The following is a 24,306-nucleotide window of genomic DNA, read 5'->3' as shown; positions in this document are numbered from 1 at the left end:
GCCGCCGCGCCAGCGTGCACTCCGCCGACAGCCCGGCGTCCGTGGTGGTCAGGCTCATCAGGCCACCCCCTCCGAGCAGATCATGTGCTGGTCGAGATCGATGCCGACGTCCGTTGCCGGAACCGGCGCGATGCCGCGTCGGTGGTGCATCGCGCGTTCTTGTCGTTCCATTGCGATGACGTAGGGGCGGGCCAGTGCTGCCTCTTCACCGTCGAGTGGTTCGTGTAGCCCGTACGGCGACCGGGCGACGGGAAGTCGTGCGGTGGCCGTACGGGGTGCGTCCGGCCACCGCGCGGGGCTCGCGGGAGACGGACGGGACCCCGCTCGCCGCTTGCCCGTACCAGGGGTGAACAACTGCCGAAGCCGAGCGGCGACACAGCGGATGAGGTCGTGCATGGTGGCGCTCCTGGTCAGCGTCGGCCACGCCCCCGAACCTCGCGCGTCGCGGGGGTTTGGCCGTGGTTGTGTCCTAGGTCAGAAAGTAGCGTGACCTAGGACAGTGGCGCCAGGGGGTTCTCCTCATGTCCCTCATCCGGATTAACCGTGTCCTAGTACAGTCGGCGGTGCCCTAGGACATCCCCACGGGAGACGCCATGTCGGACACCGATCACCCCTACATGCAGGTAGCCGAACGCATCCGCCGCCGCATCCTGGACGGCGCGTTGAAGGAAGGCGAGAAGCTCCCGCCGGTGCGGGAGCTGGCCAAGCGAGAGGGCGTATCCGTCGCCACCCTCGGCCGCTCTCTCGACCAGCTTCAGGTCGAGGGCTACATCACCACGTCACGGCGGGGAACCTTCGTCGCCAACGCCCCCGAGGTCGCTCCCTCCGGCTACGACCGCATCACCCGCGTCCTGCGCACCGGGTCCGTGCTCGCCGAAGGTGAGACGTTGATCGTCACGACCGCGGAGCTGATCAAGCCGCCTCAGTACGTTGCCGAGATCTTCGACCTCGAGGACGGTGCCCAGGTGGTGCGGCGCCAGTGGCACACGGGTAAAGGGCAACAGCGCACCGGTCTGTTCGTGACGTGGTATCCGGCCCACTTTGCTGCTGCTGTCCCGGAGTTGCTGTCGACGTCGCGAGCGTCGTCGCCCGGGCTGCTGTTGAAGATCCAGCGTGCTACGGGCAGGAGGGTGGTGGCAGGGCGCGATGACCTCCACGGCCGCGACGCCGACGTGCGGGAAGCGAACTACCTCGGTCTGCGCGTCGGCTCTCCCATCCTGGCCGGTGCCCACCGACTTTGGGACGACGAGGGTGTGATCGAGTACGGGGAATGGTGCCTGCCCTACCGGCTGACCGTCGGCTATGAGTACAGCATCGACGCAGCACCGGACGCGTCCGTGTCCGACATGGGCGCGTGATCCCCGGACGGCTTGGTGGAGGGCGCCGGCATGCAGGGGTGACTGTCCCACACCCCGATTGTGAGCCGCCCGTCGCACAGGGCGGTGAGCCGCCGCAGCGAGGCGGGCCCTGCGTCGTGGTGGAGCGGTGTCAGGCCTGCCCCCTCCGCCACGGCCACGTTCAACGGGTCGCCCCTCCACGGTAGGCGCGCTTGTCGAGCAGGGCTTCGGCGTCGAGGCCCCCCTCCGCCGCGAGATCCTGGAGTCTGTGGAGGGCGTGCAGGCGGCGGTTGCGGGCCACGCTCTGGCGTAGGGCGGTGTTGGCTGTGTCGCGGCCGACGGCTGCTTCCAGTGCTTCGTCGTCAGGGGCGATCACGGTACGGCTCGCCTCCTCCTCAAGGTGAATACGAGCATATGTCGCTGTACGGGCTCGGAGGCGCGTGGAAGTGTGCCGCGTCCCGGCGCGGGTTACTCCTCCACCCCCGCCGTAGCCAGCCCCCGCAGCACCGTCCCGCATCTGCGGGCGTACGCCTGCTGCAACCCCCGCGTCGCCGGGCCGGCCGCGCGGGCGTACCACTTGGCGGGGCGGCTGAAGGCGGAGACGGTCAGCCAGACCGTGCCGTCGCCGGTGCGGTCGACGACGAAGGCCTCCTCGCCGCATTCGGGGTGGCCGGGCAGGGTGCCGTAGGCCCAGCCGGCGCGGCGGCGTTCCTCGACCGTCCAGACCACGCGGCAGGGGGCCTTGATCATGCCGGCGAGTGTCACGGTGACGTCCACGTCGGGGGCCGCGCGGTCGGCGTCGGTGGTCATGCCGACGCCCATCGAGCGGTGCATCTCCCAGGTGAACACGGCCTCGGCCGCGCGGCGGAAGACCTCCTCGCCCTCGCCGAGGCGGGTGCGCACGTGCAGGGAGTGGAAGCCGGGCGGGCAGAAGCCGGGCCGCTCGCGGGTCGCGCCGACATCGGCGTACGTGAAGTCCTCCGAAGACATGGTGCCCAAGCGTAGGGCGGCACCCGGAATATGCGCCTCCCGGGTGCCGCCTCCGCTCACCTACTGTGCGGTCAGCTGACGTTGATCGCCGTCCAGGCCGCCGCGACCGTCGCGTACTCGGTGCTGGAGGAGCCGTACAGGGCCGACGCCGCGCTCAGGGTCGCCGTGCGGGCGCCCGAGTACGTCGTGGTCGACGTCATGTACGTCGTCAGGGCCTTGTACCAGATCTGGACCGCCTTGGCCCGGCCTATGCCGGTGATCGTCGAGCCGTTGTAGGTCGGGGAGTTGTACGAGACCCCGTTGATGGTCTTGCTGCCGCTGCCCTCGGAGAGGAGGAAGAAGAAGTGGTTCGCCGGGCCGGACGAGTAGTGCACGTCCAGGTTCTTCAGCGTCGACGACCAGTAGTTGGCGGACGCGCCGTCCTTGCTGGGCTGGTCCATGTAGCGCAGCGGGGTGCCGTCGCCGTTGATGTCGATCTTCTCGCCGATGAGGTAGTCCCCGACGTCGTTGGAGTTCGCCGCGTAGAACTCGACCGCCGTGCCGAAGATGTCGGACGTCGCCTCGTTCAGGCCGCCGGACTCGCCGGAGTAGTTCAGGCCCGCCGTGTTCGAGGTGACGCCGTGGGTCATCTCGTGGCCGGCGACGTCGAGCGAGGTGAGCGGCTTGACGTTGCCCGAGCCGTCGCCGTACGTCATGCAGAAGCAGCTGTCGTCCCAGAAGGCGTTGACGTAGGCGTTGCCGTAGTGGACGCGGGAGTACGCCGCCACGCCGTTGTTCTTGATGCCGTTGCGGCCGAAGGTGTTCTTGTAGAAGTCCCAGGTGGTCTGGGCGCCGTAGGCCGCGTCCACCGCCGCCGTCTGGTCCGTGGACGAGCTGGAGGCCGCGCCGGTGCCCCAGGTGTCGTCGGTGTCCGTGAACAGGGTGCCCGCCGAACTGCTGGTGCTGCGCGCCTTGTTGTACGTCTTGTGGCCGCCGCGCGAGGTGTCGTACAGCTGGTACGTCGAGCCCGAGAGGTACGTGCCGAGGGTGACGGTGCCGGAGTACAGGCTCTTGCCGGTGCCGGTCTCTATGCCCTGGTACTCGTACAGCTTCGCGCCGGTCGCCGCGTCGGTGATGACGTGCAGCTCGTTCGGGGTGCCGTCCTCCTGGAGGCCGCCGACGACCGTCTCGTAGGCCAGGGTCGGCTTGCTGCCGTTGCCCGCCCAGACCACCTTGCGGGGCGCCTGGGAGGCGTCGGTGTCCTCCGAGCCCGCCGCCTTGGCGAGGGAGAGCGCCTGGGACTCGGCCTTCGCCGCGGTCACGGCCGGGGTGGTGGAGGCGACCTTGATGGTGGCGTTCGTCGCCTTGGTGACGCCCTGCTCCGCGCCCGAGGCCGACTCGTGGACGACCAGGTCGCCGCCGAGGACCGGCAGGCCCGCGTAGGTGCGCTCGTAGCGGGTGTGGACCGCGCCGTCCGCGTCCTTGATCACGTCGCGGACGACCAGCTTCTCCTGGGCGCCCAGACCGATCTCCTGCGCGGTCGCGGGGGCGTCGGCCTGCTTGTCCTGGATGAGGGCGGTGCGGGCGGCCGGGGCCAGGGCGGTGGGGACGGCGAGCGGGGTGGAGCCCGCGGAGTCCGGCGCGGTCTGGGCGGCGGCGGTGCCACCGGTCAGGCCGGTGGTGATCAGGGCTCCGGCCGCGACGGCGGTGGCGACGGCCAGGGTGGTGCGCTTGTGACGCGCGTAGAAGGCGGGCGAGACAGTCACACGAGCTCCTTGGGAGTGGGGGAGCCCGGACGGCGTGGGGTGGCCGACCGGTGCTGTGCTGACGCTGTGCGGCGGGTGAGAGGAAGAGTGGCACCGAGGTCGCGTACATGTCATGACCCCCTCGTGATGTTGGCCGGAAACCGACCGGCCGGTGAACATTGCCGCCGTGTAAAAGGGGCGTGACCCCGGTCAAGGGCCAACAGGTCGGAGGTAAGGGACCGGCAAAGAGTGGACGCCGTCCCGGCGGGGCCGACCGCGTCAGGCACGCATGATGCGGACGCCCGGCAGCGGGCGGGACGGGGCGTGGCCGGGGCGGCCGGAGACCGTCGCCGGGGAGGGGACGGCCGTGCCGTTGTCCGGAATCGATAGGTCCCCAGGGACTGTTTCCGAGGGGACTGCTCCCCAGGGGACTGCCCCCGCGGGGACTGCTCCCGCGTCGGACTACGCCTCGCTCGGCTCCCCGTGCCACGTCGCCCACAGCGCCGCGTACGCGCCGCCCGCCCGCACCAGCTCCTCGTGCGTGCCGAGTTCGGTGAGGCGGCCGTCCTCCATCACGGCCACCCGGTCCGCGTCGTGCGCCGTGTGCAGCCGGTGCGCGATGGCGATGACCGTACGGCCCCGCAGGACGGCGGCGAGGGCGCGCTCGGTGTGCCGGGCGGTCGTCGGGTCCAGCAGCGCCGTCGCCTCGTCCAGGATCAGGGTGTGCGGGTCGGCCAGCACGACCCGGGCCAACGCGAGCTGCTGCGCCTGCGAACCGTCCGTACGGCAGCCGCCCGCCCCCAGCTCCGCGTCCAGCCCGCCGGGCAGCTCCCGGACCCAGCCCGCCGCGCCGACCGCCGCCAGCGCCGCCCACACCCGCTCGTCCGAGGCACCGGGCTCGGCGATCAGCAGGTTGTCGCGGACCGTGCCGATGAAGACATGGTGCTCCTGGGTGACCAGGACGACCTGGCGGCGCAGCACCTCCGGTCCCAGGGCGGCCACCGGCACCCCGCCCACCGTCACCGAACCCGCCGTCGGCGCGTCCACGCCCGCCAGCAGCCTGCTCAGCGTGGTCTTCCCGGCGCCGGACGGGCCGACGACCGCGAGCCGCTCCCCGGGCCGTAGCGTCAGGTCGACCCCGCGCAGCACCTCGCCGCCGCGCTCGTAGGCGTACCGCACGCCGGTCACGTCGATCCGGTCGTCCGCCGGGGCCGGGACGCCGGCCCGGGGAGCCGTGCCGTCCGGTTCCGCGCCGTCCCGCCGCGGGTCCGGCGCCAGTCCCTCCACCCGCGCGAACGAGGCGCCGCTGCTCTGGAGTTGCTCCACCCGCACCAGGATCATGTCCAGAGGCTCGGTGAACTGCCGCAGGTACAGCGCGGCCGCCACCACCGTGCCCAGACTCATCGCGCCGCGCGCGTGCAGCGCCCCGCCCAGTAGCAGGACGCCCGCCACGGGCAGCGCGTACGACACCTCGATGACCGGGAAGAACACCGACCGCAGGTACAGGGTGTGGAAGCGGGCGCGCCGCGAGACCTCCAGCGCCGTACGGCTCGCCCCGACGCGCGCCTCCTGGAGCCCGAACGCCTCCACCGTGCGCGCCCCGGACGCGGTCGCCGCGAGGATCTCGGCGACCTCGGAGCCGGCCGCGCCCTCGGCGAGGTACCCGGCGCGCGCCCGCCGCAGGTACCAGCGCAGCGCGCACCAGATCGGCGTCAGCCCGAGCACCCCGACCGCGCCCAGCAGCGGATCGATCACGAAGACGGCGCCCAGCACGAACAGCGCCTGCACCGTGCAGACCAGCAGCTCCGGGCCGGCGTCGCGCAGCGTGGTCCCCACGGCCGCCACGTCGGCGGTGCCCCGCGTGGTCAGATCGCCGGTGCCGGCCCGCTCCACGACCGACGCGGGCAGCTCCAGCGCCCGCCCCACGAACTGCTCCCGCACCCGCGCCAGCGTCCGCTCCCCGAAGCGGTGCCCGGCGTACCGGGCCCAGCGCGCCAGCAGCAACTGCGCCGCCGCGCACACCAGGAGGGACGCCGCCAGCCGGTCCACGGCCCCGGTGCCGCTCCCGGCGCGCACCTCGTCGATGATCCGCCCCAGCAGCCAGGGCCCGGCCAGCCCGGCCGCGGCGGCCAGCGCGTTCGCCACGAGGACGACGGTGAAGGCCCGCCCGTCGGCCCGCACCAGCCGGGCGGCCGCCCGCCGGACGCCGGCCGGGCCGGCCACCGGGAGCCGGCCCGTGGTCTCCGGCTCCGGTACCGCCGAGATCGTCCGTGGTCCTTCCGGCTCCGGTGCCGCCGGAAGCCCTGGACCTCCCGGCTCCGGTGCCGCCGAAGCCCGTGGTCCCCCTGGCTCCGGTGCCGCCGAGGCCCGTGGCCTCCCCTCCTGTCGTCCCGACGTCATGTCACGGCCTCCTCGACATCGCCGGGGCCGGCGGCCTCGCCTTCCCCGCCCGGCCCGGTGTGCCCGAATTGCGCAGCGTCCCCGGCGTCCCCGGCGTCCTCGGCGTCCTCGGTCTCCCCGGCGTCCCGTGCCACCAGCGCCCGGTAGCCCGGCTCCGTCTCCCTCAGCACCCGGTGCCGCCCGCTCGCCGCGACCTTCCCGTCCACCAGGTACAGCACGGTGTCGGCGTGGTCGAGCAGCAGCGGGGAGGTGCTGGTGACGACGGTCGTCCGGCCGTCCCGCGCCGCGCGCAGCCGTGCGGCGACCGCCGCCTCGGTGTGCGCGTCCAGCGCCGACGTCGGCTCCACGGCGAGCAGCACCTCGGCGTCGGCGAGCAGCGCCCGCACCAGCCGTACGCGCTGCCGCTGCCCGCCGGAGAGACTGCGGCCCTGTGCGGCCACCGGCGAGTCCAGCCCCTCCGGCAGGCCCCGCACGACGTCCTCGGCGGCAGCCGCCCGCACCGCGCGCCCCACGGCGGCGTCGGTGTGGACGCGCCCGCCGCCCACCACCTCGCGCAGCGGGCCCGCGAACAGGTCGGCCTCGTTGTCGGCGACCAGGATGCGCTCCCTGACCCGCGCCAGCGGGACCGCGTCGAGGCGTACGGAACCCCAGGTGACGTCGGACGGCGCGTACCGGCCCAGCCGGTCGACGACCCCTGCGGTGTCGGCCGGCCGGGCGCCCACCAGCGCCGTCAGCCGGCCCGGCACCACCCGTACCCCCGACGCGGGGTCGTACAGCACCGCCGGCCCGGCGGGCGCCGGCGCGGTGCCGGTGTCCGGGTCCGGCTCCAGCCGCAGCAGCCGGACGACCCGGCGGGCGGCCACCACACCCCGGCTCAGCTGGTACCCCATGTCGACGAGGAACGCCACCGGGCCGACCAGTACGGCGACATAGCCGTACACCGACACCAACTCGCCCACCGTCAGGTCCCCCCGGGCGGCGAGCCGGGCCGCCAGCCAGGTGACGACGGCGAGGAACACCGTCGGCAGGCCCGTGCCGAGCGCCTGCATCCAGCTGGTGACCGCGCCGACCCGGTAGCCCTGGTCGCGCAGCCGCCGGGAGTCGCGCCGGAAGGCGTCCGCGAACAGGCCCTTCCCGCCTAGCCCGTTGAGCACCCGCAGCCCGCCCGCCAGGTCGCCGATCCGGGCCGTGAGCACGCCCTGCCGTTCCCGGTACTCGCCCTCCACCCCCTGGAGCCGCGCCATCAGCGGTCCCACGAGCACGGCCACCACCGGCATCCCGAGCAGCACGACCGCCGCGAGCAGCGGTGAGACCGCCAGCAGCAGCCCGGCGACGACGACGTACACGACGACCGAGCCGACGCCCGGCCCGATCACCGTCAGCGACCCGGCGATGGTCTGCACGTCGCCCACCCCGACGGTGACGACCTCACCGGCCCCCACCCGGCGCGGCAGCGCGGCCCCCAGCCGCACCACCTGCCCGACGACGACCTTGACCGTGCGGAAGTTCGCGTCCATGCGCAGCCGGGTCATCGTGCGGTGCCGCATGATGCTCACCCAGGCGTTGGCCGCCCCCACGACGACCAGGGCGGCGGTCCAGCCCGCCAGTGCGGCCGGGTCCCCGGCCTCCAGCCCCTCGTCGACCGCCTTCGACAGCAGGTACGGCGCGGCCGCCAGCAGCACCATCCAGACACTGGCCAGCACGGCCCCGGCCAGCGCCCGCCCCGGCTGGCGGCGCACCAGCCACCACAGGTACCACCAGCCGCCGCGGCAGTCGGGCGTGCCGGGATCCCCGTAGACGTCGATCATCCGCCCCCGTCCCTTCGGTCGTGACGGCCCGGGTCGGGCCGAACTGCTCGGCGGGCCCCTGGCCCCGGTCGGGCCGGGCTCGCGCGGTCGTGGCGGCGGTCCCGGTCAGGCCAGGCTGTCCCGCCAGGCGCGGTGCAGGTCCGCGAACCGGCCGGTGCCCGCGATCAGTTCGGCGGGGCTGCCGTCCTCGACGATCCGGCCCTGTTCCATGACGAGGACCCGGTCGGCGATCTCCACGGTCGACAGCCGGTGCGCGATCACCACCGCCGTCCGGCCCGCCAGCACCGTCGCCATCGCCGCCTGTACGGCCCGCTCGCCGGGGACGTCGAGGGAGCTGGTCGCCTCGTCGAGGATCAGCACGGCCGGGTCGGCCAGCAACGCCCGCGCGAAGGCCACCAGTTGGCGCTGACCGGCGGAGATGCGGCCGCCCCGCTTGCGGACGTCGGTGTCGTAGCCGTCGGGCAGGGCGCTGATGAACTCGTGCGCGCCGATCGCCTTCGCCGCCCGCTCGATCTCCTCCCGGGTCGCGTCGGGCCGCCCGACGGCGATGTTCTCGGCGACCGTGCCGGAGAACAGGAACGCCTCCTGCGTCACCATGACCACCCCGCGCCGCAGTTCGGGCACCGCGAGGTCACGCAGGTCGACACCGTCGAGGAGGACCCGGCCCGCCGTGGGGTCGTAGAAGCGGGCGAGGAGCTTGGCCAGCGTGGACTTCCCGGCGCCGGTGGAGCCGACCACGGCGACGGTCTGCCCGGCCGGCAGGGTGAGGTCGAAGCGGGGCAGCACCTCGCCGCCGGTGCGGTAGCCGAAGCCGACGCCGTCGAACACGACCTCCCGGCCCGGGAGCCCGGAGCGGCGGGCCGGCAGCTCCCGGGGCGCGGCCGGCTCCGGCACCGACGGCGTCTGCGCCAGCAGCCCGGCGATCTTCTCCAGCGAGGCCGCCGCCGACTGGTAGGAGTTGAGGAACATGCCGAGCCGGTCGATCGGGTCGTACAGCCGCCGCAGGTACAGCACCGCCGCCGCCAGCACCCCCAGCTCCAGCGAGCCGTCCGCCACCCGGTGGGCACCCCACAGCACGATCGCCGCGACGGCCGTGTTGGCCACCAGCCGCGATCCGGTGACGTACCGGGCCATCTCCAGCAGCGCGTCGCCGTTGGTCCGCTCGTGCCGCTGGTTGAGCGCCCGGAACCCGGCGTCGTTGACGGCCTCGCGGCGGAACGCGCGCACCGGGCGGATGCCGTTCATGGTCTCCACGAACTTCACGATCACGGCCGCGATCGCGGTGGACCGCGCCCGGTACACCCGTGCGGCGCGCCGCCGGTAGATCCGGACCAGGAGGTACAGCGGCCCGAAGGACGCCACCGCGACCGCTCCCAGCCCCAGGTCCAGCCAGAGCAGCATCGCCGAGATGTACACGAAGGACAGGACGACCCCGACCAGCTCCTGGAGGCCGTCGTTGAGCAGTTCGCGCAGCGACTCCACGTCCGTGGTGGAACGGGAGATCAGCCGGCCCGAGGTGTAGCGCTCGTGGAAGTCGACGCTCAGCGCCTGCGCGTGCCGGAAGATCCGCCCGCGCAGGTCCAGCAGCACGTCCTGGGTGACCCGGGCGGCGGCGATCAGGAAGGCGGTCTGGAGCCCGCCCGAGGCGAGCGCGCACAGCAGGTAGCCGACGGCCACGGCGGCCAGCGGTCGGGTGTCGCCGTCCCGGAACGCGGGGACGGCGCGGTCGATGGCGTACGCCACCAGCAGCGGGCCCGCCTGCACGGCCGCCTGCTGGAGCAGCAGCAGAAGCGTGGTGAGGGCCACGCGGGCCCTCATGGGGGCGAGCAGCGACCGCAGCAGCGCGGCCGTGGCGCCCGGCGGGGTGGGCAGGACGTCCCGGTCGAAGGGGTCGCCGGCCTCCCGCTCGCCGGCCTCCCGCTCGCCGGCCTCCCGCTCGCCGGCCTCCCGCTCGTGGGGCGGGTCCGGCTCGTCGACGGTGGGGGAGGAGGTCGTGGGGGTGGTCATCGTCGGTCGGCCTCCTGGTTCCCGGACATGAGGTGGGCGTACTCGGCGTTGGTGCGCAGCAGCTCCTGGTGGGTGCCGACGGCGGTGATCCGGCCGCCCGACAGCAGGGCGACGCGGTCGGCGAGCAGGACGGTGGAGGGGCGGTGGGCGACGATCAGCGCGGTGGTGTCGGCGAGGACCTGACGCAGCGCCGCCTCCACGGCGGCCTCCGTGTGGACGTCCAGCGCGGACAGCGGGTCGTCCAGGACGAGGAAGCGGGGCCGTCCCACGACGGCCCGGGCGAGCGCGATCCGCTGCCGCTGGCCGCCGGAGAGACTGAGTCCCTGTTCGCCGACCTGGGTGCGGGTGCCCTGCGGCAGCGCGTGCACGAACTCGGCCTGCGCCACCGCCAGCGCCCGGTCCAGCTCGTCGGCGCCGGCCCGGTCGTCGGCGCCCATCAGCACGTTCTCCCCGACGCTCGCGGAGAAGAGGGTCGGTTCCTCGAAGGCTACGGCCACGTTCGACCGCAGTTCCTCGCGGGGCAGCGCGGTGATGTCCTGCCCGTCGAGCGTGATCCGCCCCGACGTCAGCTCGTGCAGCCGGGGGACCAGGGCGGTGAGGGTGGTCTTGCCGCTCCCGGTGGCCCCGACGAGCGCCATGGACTCACCGGGCCGGACGTGGAGGTCGACGTGGTCGAGAAGGGGAGGGGAGCCGGGGGCGGCGTCGGGGTAGCGGAAGACGACGCCCTCGAACCGGAGGCCGTCGCCGGTCCCGCCACCGGTCCCGCCACCGTTCCCGTCACCGGTCCCGCCACCGTTCCCGTCACCGCCCCCGTTCAGGGGCGCCGAACGGCCGACCGCGGCCGTCGAACGGTCTGTGGCAGCCGTCGCACGGTCTGTGGCAGCCGTCGAACGGTCTGTGGCAGCCGTCGCACGGTCCGTGGCAGCCGTCGAACGGTCTGTGGCAGCCGTCGAACGGTCCGTGGCAGCCGTCGACGACTCCGGCCGTTCGTCCATCACCTCGAAGTACCGCTCCGTCGCCGTCGCCGCCTCCTGGCTCATCGCCAGCAGGAAGCCGATCGAGTCCACGGGCCAGCGCAGGGCCAGGGCCGTGGACAGGAAGGCGACCAGCGTCCCCGCGGACAGCTCGCCGTCCGCCACCTGCACGGCGCCCAGCACCAGCGCGGCCCCGACGGCCACCTCGGGCAGCGTGACGATGATCCCCGAGAGCGTCGCCAGCAGCCGGGCCTTGCGCAGCTCCGTCCCGCGCAGCGTCTCCGACAGCCGCCGGAACGCCCGCGCCTGGCTGCGGTGCCGTCCGAAGCCCTTGATGATCCGGATGCCGAGCACACTCTCCTCGACGACCGTCGTCAGATCGCCGACCTGGTCCTGCGCGAGCCGCGCGACCCGCGTGTAGCGGGTCTCGAAGAGCACGCAGGTGACGACGACGGGCACGGCCGGACCGAGGACGATCAGGCCCAGTGTCCATTCCTGCACCAGCATGATCACCACGCCGACGAGAATCGTCACCCCGTTGACCAGCAGGAACGTCAGCGGAAAGGCGAGGAACATACGCAGCAGCATCAGATCGGTGGTGCCCCGGGACAGCAGCTGTCCCGAGGCCCACCGGTCGTGGAAGGCCATGGGCAGCCGTTGCAGGCGGCGGTAGAGGTCCGCCCGCATCTCCGCCTCGACGTGCGACAGCGGCCGGGCGACCAGCCACCGCCGCAGCCCGAACAGGAGCGCCTCGGCGACGCCCAGCAGCAGCAGGTACAGCGCGCCCAGCCACACGCCCGCCGGGTCCCGGTCGGCGACCGGGCCGTCCACCATCCACTTCAGGACGAGCGGGATCACCAGCGCCGTACAGGAGGCGACGATCGCGACGAAAGCGGCGGTGAACAGCCGCGCGCGTACGGGCCGCACGTACGGCCACAGGCGCAGCAACGTCCTCACCGCGGAGCGGTCCTTGGTGGTGGGGTATGTCGTCGGCATCACCGCGAGCCTACGGACCGCCACCGACATCGCCCACCGAGTTTCGGCCGGACGGGCCCCGGGCCCGACCGCCGCGACCTGCGCGTTCAGGGTCCCGAACGCGGGGTGGGGCGGTCAAGCCCGTAGTGCTGCGTCATTCGATCGAATGAAGTCCGCCGGCCGCGGTTGCCACCGGCCGCCGACCGGGCAGGCCCCGGCAGGGTCAGGCCCCGCCGGTCAGGCCCCCGCCGGGTCCCCGGCCGGTCGGGCCCTTGACGGGTCAGGCCGTCGGGTACGGCAGAAGCCCGCTCGCGGTCTTCTCCCACGCCGCCTTCAGCTCGGTGAGCAGCTCCGGCCGGTCGGTGGCGAGGTCGGCCTGCTCGCGCTGGTCCTGGGCCAGGTTGTACAGGTGGTCCGTGCCGGAGGAGTCCTGGAAGTACTTCCAGTCGCCGCGCCGCAGGGCCCGGTTGCCGCGCACCCGCCAGAACAGGTCGCGCTCGGGCACCTCCTCGCCGCGCAGCAGGTAGCCGGCGAAGCTGTGTCCGTCGAGCGGGTGCGTCGAGGCCGGGCGGGCGCCGCCCAGCTCCAGCAGGGTCGCCGTCCAGTCCGGGGAGAAGACGGGCTCGTCGCTGACCTGGTGGCCGTCCACCCGGGCGGGCCAGCGCAGGATGGTCGGCACCCGGATGCCGCCCTCCAGCAGCTCCGACTTGGCGCCGCTGAGCGGCCACAGGTAGGAGAACCGCTCGCCGCCGTTGTCGCTGGCGAACACCACGACGGTGTTCTGCTCCTGGCCGGAGCGCTTCAGCGCGGTGAGCACCTTGCCGATGGAGGCGTCGAGGTTCTCCACCATCTCGGTGTACTTCTCCACCGAGCCGCCGTCGTTGTGCAGGAGGCCGCTCAGCACCTGGCCGGCGCGGATCTTCGCGGCGATCTCGGCGCCGGTCTCCTCGTCGTCCTCGCCCAGCCAGGGCCAGTGCGGGGTGGTGAAGTTGAGGTTGAGCAGCCAGGGCTCGTCGTGGTTCCGGGAGACGTACTCCACGGCCCGCTCGGTGAGGACGGTCGTGTAGTAGCGCAGGTCCTTGTACTCGGCGTCGCCCTCGTAGAGGTCGTAGTCACCGAGCTGGCCCAGCTTGGAGAAGTACTCCAGGGCGCCGCCGAAGTTGCCGAAGAACTCGTCCCAGCCCGACTTGGTGGGGCTGTAGTCGGGCAGCCAGCCGCAGTGCCACTTGCCGATGAGGGCGGTGGAGTAGCCGGCCTTCTTCAGCAGGGAGGCCAGGGTCGGGTGGTTCGGGTCCAGTCCCTGCGTCTTGTTGCCGATGGGTTCGGCGAGTCCGCCCTGCGTACGTCCCGGGTAGCGGCCGGTGTACAGGCTGAACCGGGTGGGGGAGCAGGTCGCGGAGCCGGAGTAGGCGTTCGTGAACCGCACGCCCTGCGCGGCCAGCCGGTCCAGGTTCGGCGTCTTGATGTGCGGTGAGCCGTACGACGACAGGTCCGCCCAGCCCAGGTCGTCACCCAGGATGAACAGGAAGTTGGGCCGCCCGCCGGACCCGGCGGAGGAACGGGCCCGGAACGGACGCTCGGCGGAGGCGGAGGCGGAGGCGGACTCGGGAGCGGCTTCGGCGCTGCCGGCCGTACCGGCGACCGCGGTCACGGCACCGCCACCGACCAGGCCACCGAAGGTACGACGGGATATTTCGGGCATGCGGCATCCTCGTGATCGGCGTGCCCCGTGGGAGGGCGCGCGAAGAGAAGAAGTGAAGAGGAGAAGTGAAGAGGAGAAGGAGAAAGGGAGAGAGGGAGAGGGAGAGAGGAGAGGGCTACGGCTCAGCGACAGATGGCGCTGGACTGCCGGCACAGGTCGACGTGACGCCGCTCCACGAGCGCGACGCACGCGCGGCGGTGGTCAACGGGGATCCTCATGATCGCGAACGGTGTCATCGTCGGGCCGTGCCGTCAAGGCGCCGTCCACGGACCGGGACCCGCGCCCTTTCCTCTGCCGGAGGCGTGCTCGTCACCGGTCCGCCACCCGCATCTCGAACCACGTCGTCTTCCCCCGGGGCAGCAGGTCGACCCCCCACCGGTCGGACAGCTTGTCGACGAGGAACAGGCCCCGTCCGCTGATGTCCGTCTCCTGGACCGGCATCAGACAGGGCAGCCCGCGGGAGGGGTCGCGGACCTCGACGCGGATCCAGCCGCGGCGGCGGCGCATGCGCAGGCCGAAGGTGCGGGCGCCGGTGTGGCGGACGGCGTTGCCGACGAGTTCGGAGACGAGCAGGACGGCGTCCTCGGTCATCTTGGGGGTGAGCTGCCACTGGCGCAGGACGACGACCTGGGCGAGCCGCCGGGCGGTGGCGGCGGACTCGGGACGGGACGGCAGCGGAACCTCGGCCTCCGTCGGGTTGCCGAACAGTTCCAGCGCCTTGCGTGCCCGTTCGTCCTCGACCGCGGGCGACCAGCGTGCCGCGGTCGCACGCCCGTGCTCTCGCGGCTGTTCAGAACCCTCCAGCCCCGCCATGCCCCCATCATGGCCGTCCGGCGACTTCGCCGTGGTGGTTCCCTGGGAATGCGCCCCCCGGGAGCCCTCGTTCCCCCCACGTCACCCGGCATGTGCCGATGGCATGCCGAGGCCCGACACTCATACGCCGACCTGCGACGACGAAGCGTCCGGAGGCAATCGGCGGGCTCCCTCGACGCGGCAGCCTTAAGGGTGCCTTAAGGCTCCCGTAAACCGCCCCATCGAGGGAGCCGGGTAAGACGGCCCGTCAATTGCAAGCCGCTTCACGGAGATTTGACGAGCGGCGCCTCACCCTTGCCCGCCCGCTCGCTCACAGGAACTTCGCCTTGCCGGGACCCTCCTCCACGAAGCTCCGCATGCCGGTCTCGCGGTCGGCGGTCGCGAACAGGCCGGCGAACCAGCTGCGTTCCACCGCCAGGCCCGTGTCGATGTCCGTCTCCAGGCCCGTGTCGATCGACTCCTTCGCCGCGCGCAGCGCGATCGCCGGGCCCTGCGCCAGCTTCGCGGCCCAGGCGTGCGCCTGCGCGTACACCTCGTCGGCCGGGACCACCCGGTCCACCAGGCCGATGGTCAGGGCCTCCTGCGCCTTGACCATCCGGCCCGTGAAGATGAGGTCCTTCGCCTTGGACGGGCCGACCAGCCGGGCGAGGCGCTGGGTGCCGCCCGCGCCGGGGATCAGACCGAGCAGGATCTCGGGCTGGCCCAGCTTCGCGTCGTCTGCGGCGATGCGGAAGTCCGCGCACAGCGCCAGCTCGCAGCCGCCGCCCAGCGCGTAGCCGGTCACGGCCGCCACCACCGGCTTGGGGATGCGGGCCACCGCGGTGAAGGAGTCCTGCAGGGCGCGGGCGCGCAGGACCATCGCCGTGTGGTCCATGGCCTGCATCTCCTTGATGTCCGCGCCCGCCGCGAACACCTTCTCGCCGCCGTACACGACGACGGCCCGTACGTCGTCGCGGCGGCCCGCCTCCTCGGCGAGTTCCCTGAGCCGGTCCTGCGTGGCGACGTCCAGCGCGTTCATGGGCGGGCGGTCCAGACGCAGGGTGCCGACGCCCTCGGAGACTTCGAGATTCACGGTCATGCCAGCAGGTTAACGGGGACTAACGACGGCGGGCCCGGTGCCGTGGGTCACGGCACCGGGCCCGCAGGGCGGTGGGACCTACTTCGTCCACTCCGCCCACGACATGTTCCAGCCGTTCAGGCCGTTGGACGGGTCGACCGTCGGGTCGGTGGAGTTCTTCACGACCACCACGTCGCCGACGATGGAGTGGTTGAAGAACCACGCGGCCGGTACGCCGCTGTCGTAGCCGCCGCGCACGTCGCGCAGGCCTATGCAGCCGTGGCTGGCGTTGTAGTTGCCGAAGGCGTCGCCGCCCCAGTAGTTGCCGTGCACGAAGGTGCCGGAGTTGGTCAGCCGCATGGCGTGCGGAACGTCCTTGATGTCGTACTCGCCGTCGTAGCCGACGGTGTCGCCGTTCATCCGGGTCACCGTGAACTTCTCGCTGATGACCATCTGGCCGTTCCAGGTGGCGTAGCCGGGCTTGCCGGTGGTGACCGGGATGGTCTTGACGACCTTGCCCTCCTGCATGACCTTCATGGTGTGCTTCTTGGCGTCCACGACGGTCACCTGGTTGCGGCCGATGGTGAAGGAGACGGTCTTGGACTGCTTGCCGTAGACGCCCTTGCGGCCCTCGACGCCGTCCAGGTTCAGCTCGACCGTGACCTTGGTGCCGGCCTTCCAGTACTGCTCGGGGCGGAAGTCGAGGCGGTCGTTGCCGAACCAGTGGCCCTGCACGTCCACGGCCGGCTCGGTCTTGATGGTGATGGCCTTCTCGACGTCCTCCGGCGCGGTGATGCCCCGGGTGAAGCGGACCGAGAACGGCATGCCGACGCCGACCGTGGAGCCGTCCTCCGGCGTGAAGTTCCCGATGAAGGTGTTCTGCGGGCTCAGCGTCGTGAAGGAGGAGTCCTCGGCGGCCGTGCGGCCTTCGGAGTCCTTGGCGACCGCGTGCACCTGGTAGCGGGTGGAGGCCGCCAGATGGGTGGCGGGCGTCCAGCCGGAGCCGTCGGCCGATATCGCGCCGTCGACCGCGGCGCCGTCGGCGTCCTTGACGACGACCTCGGTCAGTTTGCCCTTGGCGGCGGTGACCTTGAGGGTGCCGCTGGTGTCGACGGACTGCGCGCCGTCCTTCGGGGCGATGGTGACGACCGCCTCCGACTGCCCGCTCTGCGCGGTGGCGGAGCCGGAGGCCGCCACGTCCCCCGCCTTCTGCGAACCGGCGTCGGAGTCCCCGCCACCGCCGCAGGCCGTGACGGCCAGCAGCAGCCCTCCGACGATCAGTGCCAGCCGCCTGTTGCGGCCGCGTGAGCGCCCGCCAACCGATGCCCCCGATATCGGTCGCACGTTCAAGTCCGTTCTCCCCTCCCCCGGGCCGGTCAGGCCCGCACGCAGGCGTGTCCCCCGCGCTGCGCGCATATTAACCACAAGGTCAGCGGCGTGGACGGCCCCCATATGTCACCGTTCCGTCCCAACTTCGACCCCGGGAGGAAAGGGTCACTCCACCGCGCTGCCCTGCGTCCACTCCTCCCAGGTCAGGTTCCAGCCCCCGAGCCCGTTGTCGGGGGCGACCTGCTTGTCCTTGCTGCGGACGACCTCGACCACGTCCCCGACGAGGGAACGGTCGAAGAACCAGCCCGCCGGAGTGTCCGGGCCGCCGCCCTTGACGTCCCGCAGCCCCACGCAGCCGTGGCTGACGTTGGTCCGCCCGAACACCTGCGGCTCGGCCCAGTAGTTGCCGTGCAGGAAGGTGCCGGAGGCCGTGAGCCGCATGGCGTGCGGCACGTCGGGGATGTCGTACTCGCTCTTGCCGTTCTTCTTCCTGAAGCCGACCGTGGCGCCGTTCATGCGGGTCAGCTCCAGCATCTCGGTCACCACCATCTTCCCGTTGTACGTCGTCGTCTTGGGCGCCCCGGCGGTGACCGGCACGGTGGCGATCAGCTCGCCCTCGCGCCGTACCTTCATCGTGTGCCGGGCGGCGTCGACGACGGAGACCTGGTGGCGGCCGACGGTGAAGGAGAACGTCTTGTCCTGGAGCCCGTAGACACCCGGCGCGCCCTCGACGTCGCGGAAGCGCAAGGCGACGGTGACCTCGGTGCCGGGCCGCCAGTAGTCCTCGGGCCGGAAGTCGAGGCGGCCGTTGCCGAACCAGTGCGGCCGGATCTCCACGGGCGGGCTGGCCGTGACCTCGACGGCGCGTTCGACGGCGGCGCGGTGCTCGATCTCCCGGTTGAACTCCAGGGAGACGATCATCCCGGTGCCGACGGTGGCGCGGTTCTCGGGCGTGACGTACCCGATGAAGCGCTCCTCGGGGACGTACGTGGTGAACGTGGTGTGGCGGGCGGAGCGGCGGCCGTCGTCGTCGACGGCCACCGCGTCGACCGTGTACCGGGCGGCGAGCGCGAGCCGGTCGTCATCCGGGCGCCAGCTGCGGCCGTCCGCGGAGATCCGGCCCGGCACCCGGGTCTCCTGCGCGTCCTGCGACCGGACGACCTTCACCGACTCCAGACGCCCCTGGGTGACCCGCACCCCGAGCCCGCCGTCCGGGCGTACCCCCTTGGCGCCGTCCTCCGGCGTGACGCGGACGACCTCCTCGGGAGCCGGCGGTTTCCCGAGCATCCGGTCGAACCCGCCGGGGCGGTCCCCCGTGCAGCCGGCGGCCCCCGCCAGCAGTGCTGCCCATGTCATTACGGCGGCCAGGACGGCCCCCGCGCGCCGCGCGCGCCGTTGTACGTGCCTCACGCGGTACCCAACGACGGGCCCGCTCCGGGGAAACGTGAGTGCGAGGCACGCTCTGGGCAGAACAGGGGGGAGGACGACGCTACGGGGAGCCGCGGCCGGGACGCCGTACGCCCTTGGCCCGCGTCGTGCCACGAGCCGCGGGAGGCGCAACGGTGTCCAGCGCAGCCGAGCAGGAGACGGTGGCGGAGCAGCGCACCGCTGCCTCCGCCGTCGTGAACGGGGCACCGCGCAGGACGCCGGGCGTCCCCGTGCGGCCCGGCGCGCCCATGCCGCTCGGCGCCCGTTTCCGGGTCGGCCCGGACGGCGTGGCGGGCACCAACTTCGCCCTCTGGGCGGGCGGCGCGGAGGCGGTCGACCTGTGCCTCTTCGACGAGCAGGGCCGTGAGACCCGCGCCCGGCTCACCGAGCTCACCCATGAGATCTGGCACGGCTTCGTCCCCGGGGTGATGCCCGGCCAGCGCTACGGCTACCGGGTGCACGGCCGCTGGGACCCCTGGACCGGCGGCCGCTGGAACCCGGCGAAGCTGCTGCTCGACCCGTACGCCCGCGCCGTGGACGGCGACTTCCGCCTGCCGCCCGAGGTGTACGGGCACGTCCGCGACTGGCCCCAGCAGCAGGTCGCCGACACCGTGCGCGACGAACGGGACTCGGCGCCGCACGTCCCCAAGGGCGTCGTCGTCCACGATGACGACGACTGGGCCGACGACCGCCGCCCGAAGACACCGTGGGCCGACTCCGTGATCTACGAGCTGCACGTGCGCGGCTTCACCCGGCTGCACCCGGGCATCCCCGAGGAGCTGCGCGGCACGTACGCGGGCCTCGCGCACCCGGCGGCGGTCGAGCACCTGGTGAGGCTGGGCGTGACGGCGGTGGAGCTGCTGCCGGTGCACCAGTTCGCCCACGAGGACCACCTGCTGCGCAGGGGGCTCGCCAACTACTGGGGCTACAACTCCATCGGCTACTTCGCCCCGCACGCCGCGTACGCCTCCTCCGGGACGACCGGGCAGCAGGTCGGCGAGTTCAAGCGGATGGTGCGCGCGCTGCACGCGGCCGGGATCGAGGTGATCCTCGACGTCGTCTACAACCACACGGCGGAGGCGGGCGAGCTCGGGCCCATGCTGTCGCTGAAGGGCATCGACAACCGCGGCTACTACCGGCTCCAGTCCGACGCGCGCCGGTACGCCGACTACACCGGCTGCGGGAACACCCTGCACGTGGTCCAGCCGCACGTGCTGCGCCTGATCACCGACTCGCTGCGGTACTGGGTGACGGAGATGGGGGTGGACGGCTTCCGCTTCGACCTCGCGGCGGCCCTGGCCCGCTCCATGCACGACGTGGACATGCTCTCGCCCTTTCTGGCGGTCATCGCGCAGGACCCGGTGCTGCGGCGGGTGAAGCTGATCGCCGAGCCGTGGGACGTGGGCTCGGGCGGCTACCAGGTGGGCGCCTTCCCGCCGCTGTGGACGGAGTGGAACGACCGCTACCGCGACGCCGTGCGCGACTTCTGGCGGCACGCGCTGCCCGACGTACGGGAGATGGGGTACCGGCTGTCGGGCTCCAGCGACCTGTACGCCTGGGGCGGGCGGCGCCCGTACGCCTCGGTCAACTTCGTGACGGCGCACGACGGCTTCACCCTGCGCGACCTGGTCTCCTACGGGCGCAAGCACAACGAGGCCAACGGCGAGGGCAACCGGGACGGCACCGACGGCAACCGCGCCTGGAACTGCGGGGCGGAGGGGGAGACGGACGACGAGCGGGTCCGGGCGCTGCGGCGGCGGCAGCTGCGGAACCTGATGACGACGCTGCTGCTGTCCACGGGCGTGCCGATGCTGGTCGCGGGGGACGAGCTGGGGCGGACCCAGCGGGGCAACAACAACGCCTACTGCCAGGACAACGAGATCAGCTGGCTGGACTGGGGGCTGCTGGAGGACCCCGGCTGGAGGGCGCTGTTCGACCTGACCTCCCGTCTGATCGCCCTGCGCCACCGGCACCCCGTGCTGCGCCGGCGGGCCTTCTTCTCCGGGCGGGCGCACTCGGCGGACGGGCTGCGGGACCTGGCCTGGTTCACGGCGCGGGGCACGGAGATGACGGAGGGCGACTGGTACGCCCCCGCCGCCACGCTGGGCATGTACCTGTCCGGCCGGGACATCCCGGGGCGCGACGAGCGGGGTGCGCCGATCACCGACGACAGCTTCCTCGCCCTCCTGCACGCGGGGGACCGCCCGGTGGGCTTCGCCCTGCCCGGACCGCCGTGGGCGGAGCGGTACGAGGTGGTCGTCGACACGTCGAGGGAGGAGCAGGCGGAGGTGCCGGGGGTGACGCACCGGGCGGGGACGGCGGTGACGGTACCGGCGCGGGCGGTGCTGCTGTTGCGGGTCGTGGGGTAGGGGCGGGGGCGGGGCGCGGCGTCCTCGGGGCGGCCGGCCGCTCACCTGGCCGGCCCGCTCACTCGGCCGATTCGCCCATCCGCTCGGCCCGCTCGACCGGCCGCTCGCTCACCCGGCTGGCACCGACCGCCGGACCTCCCACCACTCCACCAGCGTCCTCACCTTCGCCTCGAACTCCGGATCCCCGGGTGACGTCGGCGCCTGTAGCGTCGTACCGCGCCCGTCCACCGTCCAGACGATCACCTGACGCACTCCCAGACTCCGCCTCACCTCCAGCCGCAGGATGTGCGCCCACGGGATCCGTCGCCGCCGCAGGCCCACGACCACCAGCGCGTCCGGCGTCAGGGTCACGCGGTCGCTCCCCGGTAGGAAAGTGACGGCGACGACGGCGATCAGCGCCCCGGACGTCCACTGCCACAGTTCGGCCGCCGACGCCCGTTCGCCCTGGAAGGCGATGAGAACGACGGTCAGCAGGAGGGAGGCCGGCAGCGCGACGAGGCCGGGGAGCGCGCGCTGCACCACCGTCGGCCTGAACACGATCAGCGGGTCCACGGGCTTCACGGGGCCACCTTCCGAGGGAGGAGGGCCCCAGCATCGCACTGCCGACGCCCCTCCCCGCGGCGATCGGGTGAATGACCCGTTTTGTAGCTTTCTGCCCCTTAAATGGTGCGGGTGACTTCGACCGACCGCCGAGCCGCGCTCCGGGCGGGCGCCGGGATCGTCGCAGGGAGCGCGTTGGCGGCCGCGTGCGCCCCGGCCGCCCCCTCCTCCGGCGCCGCCCGCCCGGTTCCCGCATCCCCCACTCCCCCTCCCGCCGCCACCCCCGCTCCCGCCCCGGCGGCCCCCGCCCCCCGCGCCTACCCCGACCACCCCGCCCAGATCACCCACGGCCCCCGGGACCGCCCCCGCGTCGCCCTCACCTTCCACGGCAACGGCGACCCCGCCACCGCCCGCGCCCTCCTCGCCGAGGCCGAGCGGCACGGCGCCCGGGTCACCGTGCTGGCCGTCGGCACCTGGCTGGAGGAGCACCCCGCCCTCGCCCGCCGCATCCTGGACGGCGGCCACGACCTCGGCAACCACACCCACCACCACCTCGACATCAACACCCTGCCCGAGGCGGAGGCGGAGCGGGAGATCACCGCGTGCGCGGACCGGCTGCGCGGGCTCACCGGGTCCATCGGCACCTGGTTCCGCCCCTCCCGCGCCGCCCGCGCCTCCCCGGCCGTCGAGGCCCTGGCCCGCCGCGCCGGCTACCCGCACGTCCTCTCCTACGACGTCGACTCCCTCGACTTCACCTCCCCCGGCGGCCCCGCCGTCGCCCGCACGGTCCTCGACGGCATCCGAGGCGGATCCGTCGTGAGCCTGCACTTCGGGTACGCGGACACCGTCGCCGCGCTCCCCGCCGTCCTGGCCGAACTGCACCGCCGCGGTCTGCGCGCGGTCACCACCACGGAGCTGCTGAGCTGATGCACCGCACGACTGTGACAAGCGCCCTGCTCGCCGGCGCCGCCCTCACCGCCCTCGCCGCCTGCGGCACCGCACCCCGGGCCGGGACCGGGAAGGCGGCGCCCGAGGCCACCGGGAGCACGGTCCCCGCCCCGACCCGGAAGGCGGCGGCCCAGGGCCTGCCCGGCATGCCCCCGGTCCTCGACCCCGAGGACGTCTACGCCGCCGACCGTCCGGGCCGGCTCTCGCCCGTGGTCAAGGGCTTCCCGTCCCGCGTCTACGTCCCCAACACCGAGTCCGACACCGTCTCCGTCATCGACCCGGCGACGTACCGGGTGATCGAGACCATCAAGGTCGGCCGCCAGCCCCAGCACGTCGTGCCCTCCTGGGACCTGAAGACCCTGTGGGTCAACAACAACCGCGGCCACACCCTCACCCCCATCGACCCGCGGACCGGCAAGGCGGGCAAGGAGGTGGAGGTGCACGACCCGTACAACCTCTACTTCACGCCCAACGGCAAGTACGCCGTGGTCATGGCCTCCCTCGACCGCGAGCTGGTCTTCCTCGACCCGCACACCATGAAGCGGATGAAGGCCGAACCGGTCACCTGCTACGGCGTCAATCACGCCGACTTCTCCGCCGACGGCCGCTACTTCATCGTCTCCTGCGAGTTCAGCGGCGAGATCCTCAAGGTCGACACCGAGAAGATGGAGGTCGTCGGACAGCAGCAACTGCCCTTCGAGGGCGCGATGCCGCAGGACGTGAAGATCTCACCGGACGGGAAACGTTTCTACATCGCCGACATGATGGCCGACGGCATGTGGGTCCTGGACGGCGACAAGTTCACCGAGCCGACCCTCCTGCCCACCGGCAAGGGCTGCCACGGCCTCTACGTCGGCCGCGACTCCCGCGAGATGTACGTCTCCAACCGCGGCGAGGGCACCGTCTCCGTCTTCGACTTCACCCGCGGCCGGCTGACCAAGAAGTGGAAGCTGCCCGAGGGCGGCAGCCCCGACATGGGCGGTGTCTCGGCCGACGGCAAGGTCCTGTGGCTGTCCGGCCGGTACGACGACGAGGTGTACGCCATCGACACCCGCACCGGCGTCCAGCTGGCCCGCGTCCCGGTCGGCGCTGGCCCGCACGGCCTCGCCGTCTACCCGCAGCCGGGCCGCTACTCGCTCGGCCACACCGGCATCTTCCGCTGACCACAGGTCAGTTGACACGCCACGCACGGGTGAGGATCCGCAACCCGCCGCCGCGGAACCGGGATCGTGCCCCGCATGATCATCACTCGTGCGCGGCGGCGGGCAGCCGCCGCCGTCCTCTCCCTGGCCACCGTCCTCGCCACCGCCGCGGCCGCCGTCCCCGCGACCCCGGCCGCCGCGGAGCCGCGCGCCCAGGCCCCGGCCAAGGCCGCCCCCGTCTGCCCCCTCTTCGACGACAAGCTCAAGGCCGCCGCCGACCGCGGCGTCGACCTGGGCCGGATCACCCCCGCCCCGGTCTGGCGCACGACCTGCGGCACCCTCTACCGCAGCGACGGACGCGGCCCCGACACCGTCTTCAAGGAGGGCTTCCACCCCCGGGACGTGGTCGACGGGCAGTACGACATCGAGAAGTACGTCCTGGTCAACCAGCCCTCCCCGTACGTGTCCACGACGTACGACCACGACCTGTACAAGACGTGGTGGAAGTCCGGCTACAACTACTACATCGACGCCCCCGGCGGCATCGACGTCAACAAGACCATCGGCGACACCCACCGATGGGCCGACCAGGTCGAGGTCGCCTTCCCCGGCGGCATCGACCGGAAGTACATCATCGGCGTCTGCCCGGTGAACAAGACGACCAAGGTCGAGATCATGAGCGGCTGCCAGAGCAACCCGCACTTCGAGGCCTGGCACTAGGGCGCTTCTGACGGATCTCCGCGGCGTCGCGACGCCCGGCACG

The 24,306-nt window shown here is 72.8% G+C and carries 19 protein-coding genes; 5 read left to right on the top strand and 14 right to left on the bottom strand.

Features of this window, described 5'->3' with window-relative positions; all coding sequences use genetic code 11:
- Positions 1-593 precede the first annotated feature (593 nt).
- Positions 594-1,358 (top strand): GntR family transcriptional regulator, encoded by a 765-nt coding sequence (locus tag ACIP67_RS15610; RefSeq protein ID WP_401692132.1) that lies wholly within the window; start codon positions 594-596, stop codon positions 1,356-1,358.
- 160 nt (positions 1,359-1,518) lie between these two features.
- Here the strand turns inward: ACIP67_RS15610 and ACIP67_RS15605 are convergent, their stop codons facing one another.
- The 13 genes from ACIP67_RS15605 to ACIP67_RS15545 all read right to left on the bottom strand — a co-directional run bounded on the left by ACIP67_RS15605 (position 1,519) and on the right by ACIP67_RS15545 (position 18,472).
- Complete coding sequence (locus tag ACIP67_RS15605) at positions 1,519-1,713, bottom strand: type II toxin-antitoxin system VapB family antitoxin (protein ID WP_401692129.1); 195 nt, start codon at positions 1,711-1,713, stop codon at positions 1,519-1,521.
- Between the two features lie 92 nt (positions 1,714-1,805).
- Entirely contained in the window at positions 1,806-2,327 is a 522-nt protein-coding gene (locus ACIP67_RS15600; protein WP_401692127.1) for a DUF1990 domain-containing protein, read from the bottom strand.
- Between the two features lie 71 nt (positions 2,328-2,398).
- A complete protein-coding gene (locus ACIP67_RS15595) occupies positions 2,399-4,072 on the bottom strand; it encodes a M4 family metallopeptidase (RefSeq protein WP_401692124.1) in 1,674 nt (557 codons plus the stop codon).
- Positions 4,073-4,513: 441 nt separating this feature from the next.
- Entirely contained in the window at positions 4,514-6,274 is a 1,761-nt protein-coding gene (locus ACIP67_RS15590) for an ABC transporter ATP-binding protein (protein ID WP_401692122.1), read from the bottom strand.
- A gap of 173 nt (positions 6,275-6,447) precedes the next feature.
- The gene (locus ACIP67_RS15585) at positions 6,448-8,259 is read right to left on the bottom strand and encodes an ABC transporter transmembrane domain-containing protein (RefSeq protein WP_401692119.1); all 1,812 of its coding nucleotides are present in this window, start codon (positions 8,257-8,259) and stop codon (positions 6,448-6,450) included.
- Positions 8,260-8,364: 105 nt separating this feature from the next.
- Positions 8,365-10,266: an ABC transporter ATP-binding protein gene (locus ACIP67_RS15580; RefSeq protein ID WP_401692116.1), complete on the bottom strand. Its 1,902-nt coding sequence runs from the start codon at positions 10,264-10,266 to the stop codon at positions 8,365-8,367.
- The gene (locus ACIP67_RS15575; RefSeq protein WP_401692113.1) at positions 10,263-12,236 is read right to left on the bottom strand and encodes an ABC transporter ATP-binding protein; all 1,974 of its coding nucleotides are present in this window, start codon (positions 12,234-12,236) and stop codon (positions 10,263-10,265) included. The genes ACIP67_RS15580 and ACIP67_RS15575 overlap by 4 nt, the downstream gene beginning before the upstream one ends.
- Positions 12,237-12,495: 259 nt before the next feature.
- Complete coding sequence (locus ACIP67_RS15570) at positions 12,496-13,917, bottom strand: sulfatase-like hydrolase/transferase (RefSeq protein WP_401692110.1); 1,422 nt, start codon at positions 13,915-13,917, stop codon at positions 12,496-12,498.
- Positions 13,918-14,039: 122 nt separating this feature from the next.
- Positions 14,040-14,135: a putative leader peptide gene (locus tag ACIP67_RS15565; RefSeq protein WP_401692107.1), complete on the bottom strand. Its 96-nt coding sequence runs from the start codon at positions 14,133-14,135 to the stop codon at positions 14,040-14,042.
- A 91-nt stretch (positions 14,136-14,226) separates the two neighbouring features.
- Positions 14,227-14,730, bottom strand: coding sequence for an ATP-binding protein (locus tag ACIP67_RS15560; protein ID WP_401692105.1), 504 nt, complete (start codon positions 14,728-14,730; stop codon positions 14,227-14,229).
- A gap of 310 nt (positions 14,731-15,040) precedes the next feature.
- On the bottom strand, positions 15,041-15,808 hold the full coding sequence (locus tag ACIP67_RS15555) for an enoyl-CoA hydratase/isomerase family protein (RefSeq protein WP_401692102.1): 768 nt from the start codon (positions 15,806-15,808) through the stop codon (positions 15,041-15,043).
- A 78-nt stretch (positions 15,809-15,886) separates the two neighbouring features.
- A complete protein-coding gene (locus tag ACIP67_RS15550) occupies positions 15,887-17,137 on the bottom strand; it encodes an Ig-like domain-containing protein (protein WP_401692099.1) in 1,251 nt (416 codons plus the stop codon).
- 144 nt (positions 17,138-17,281) lie between these two features.
- The gene (locus ACIP67_RS15545; RefSeq protein WP_401692097.1) at positions 17,282-18,472 is read right to left on the bottom strand and encodes an Ig-like domain-containing protein; all 1,191 of its coding nucleotides are present in this window, start codon (positions 18,470-18,472) and stop codon (positions 17,282-17,284) included.
- 206 nt (positions 18,473-18,678) lie between these two features.
- On the opposite strand from ACIP67_RS15545, the gene glgX reads away from it, so the two are divergent.
- On the top strand, positions 18,679-20,913 hold the full coding sequence (gene glgX / locus ACIP67_RS15540) for a glycogen debranching protein GlgX (RefSeq protein ID WP_401692094.1): 2,235 nt from the start codon (positions 18,679-18,681) through the stop codon (positions 20,911-20,913).
- Positions 20,914-21,021: 108 nt separating this feature from the next.
- Here glgX and ACIP67_RS15535 read toward each other — a convergent pair whose 3' ends face one another.
- The gene (locus tag ACIP67_RS15535) at positions 21,022-21,474 is read right to left on the bottom strand and encodes a hypothetical protein (protein WP_401692093.1); all 453 of its coding nucleotides are present in this window, start codon (positions 21,472-21,474) and stop codon (positions 21,022-21,024) included.
- Between the two features lie 102 nt (positions 21,475-21,576).
- On the opposite strand from ACIP67_RS15535, the gene ACIP67_RS15530 reads away from it, so the two are divergent.
- The 3 genes from ACIP67_RS15530 (at position 21,577) to ACIP67_RS15520 (ending at position 24,263) form a co-directional block, all read left to right on the top strand.
- Positions 21,577-22,380 carry a polysaccharide deacetylase family protein gene (locus ACIP67_RS15530; protein ID WP_401692090.1) on the top strand — a complete coding sequence of 268 codons (804 nt, stop codon included), beginning with the start codon at positions 21,577-21,579 and terminating at the stop codon, positions 22,378-22,380.
- Complete coding sequence (locus ACIP67_RS15525; protein ID WP_401692088.1) at positions 22,380-23,564, top strand: YncE family protein; 1,185 nt, start codon at positions 22,380-22,382, stop codon at positions 23,562-23,564. The genes ACIP67_RS15530 and ACIP67_RS15525 overlap by 1 nt, the downstream gene beginning before the upstream one ends.
- A gap of 75 nt (positions 23,565-23,639) precedes the next feature.
- Complete coding sequence (locus tag ACIP67_RS15520; RefSeq protein WP_401692086.1) at positions 23,640-24,263, top strand: ADP-ribosyltransferase; 624 nt, start codon at positions 23,640-23,642, stop codon at positions 24,261-24,263.
- The last annotated feature ends 43 nt before the right edge of the window (positions 24,264-24,306 follow it).

Source organism: Streptomyces sp. NPDC088812 (assembly GCF_044750285.1).
Lineage (GTDB): Bacteria > Actinomycetota > Actinomycetes > Streptomycetales > Streptomycetaceae > Streptomyces.
Note: the sequence above shows the minus strand (reverse complement) of the source record. Positions and strands in the feature narration are given on the sequence as shown.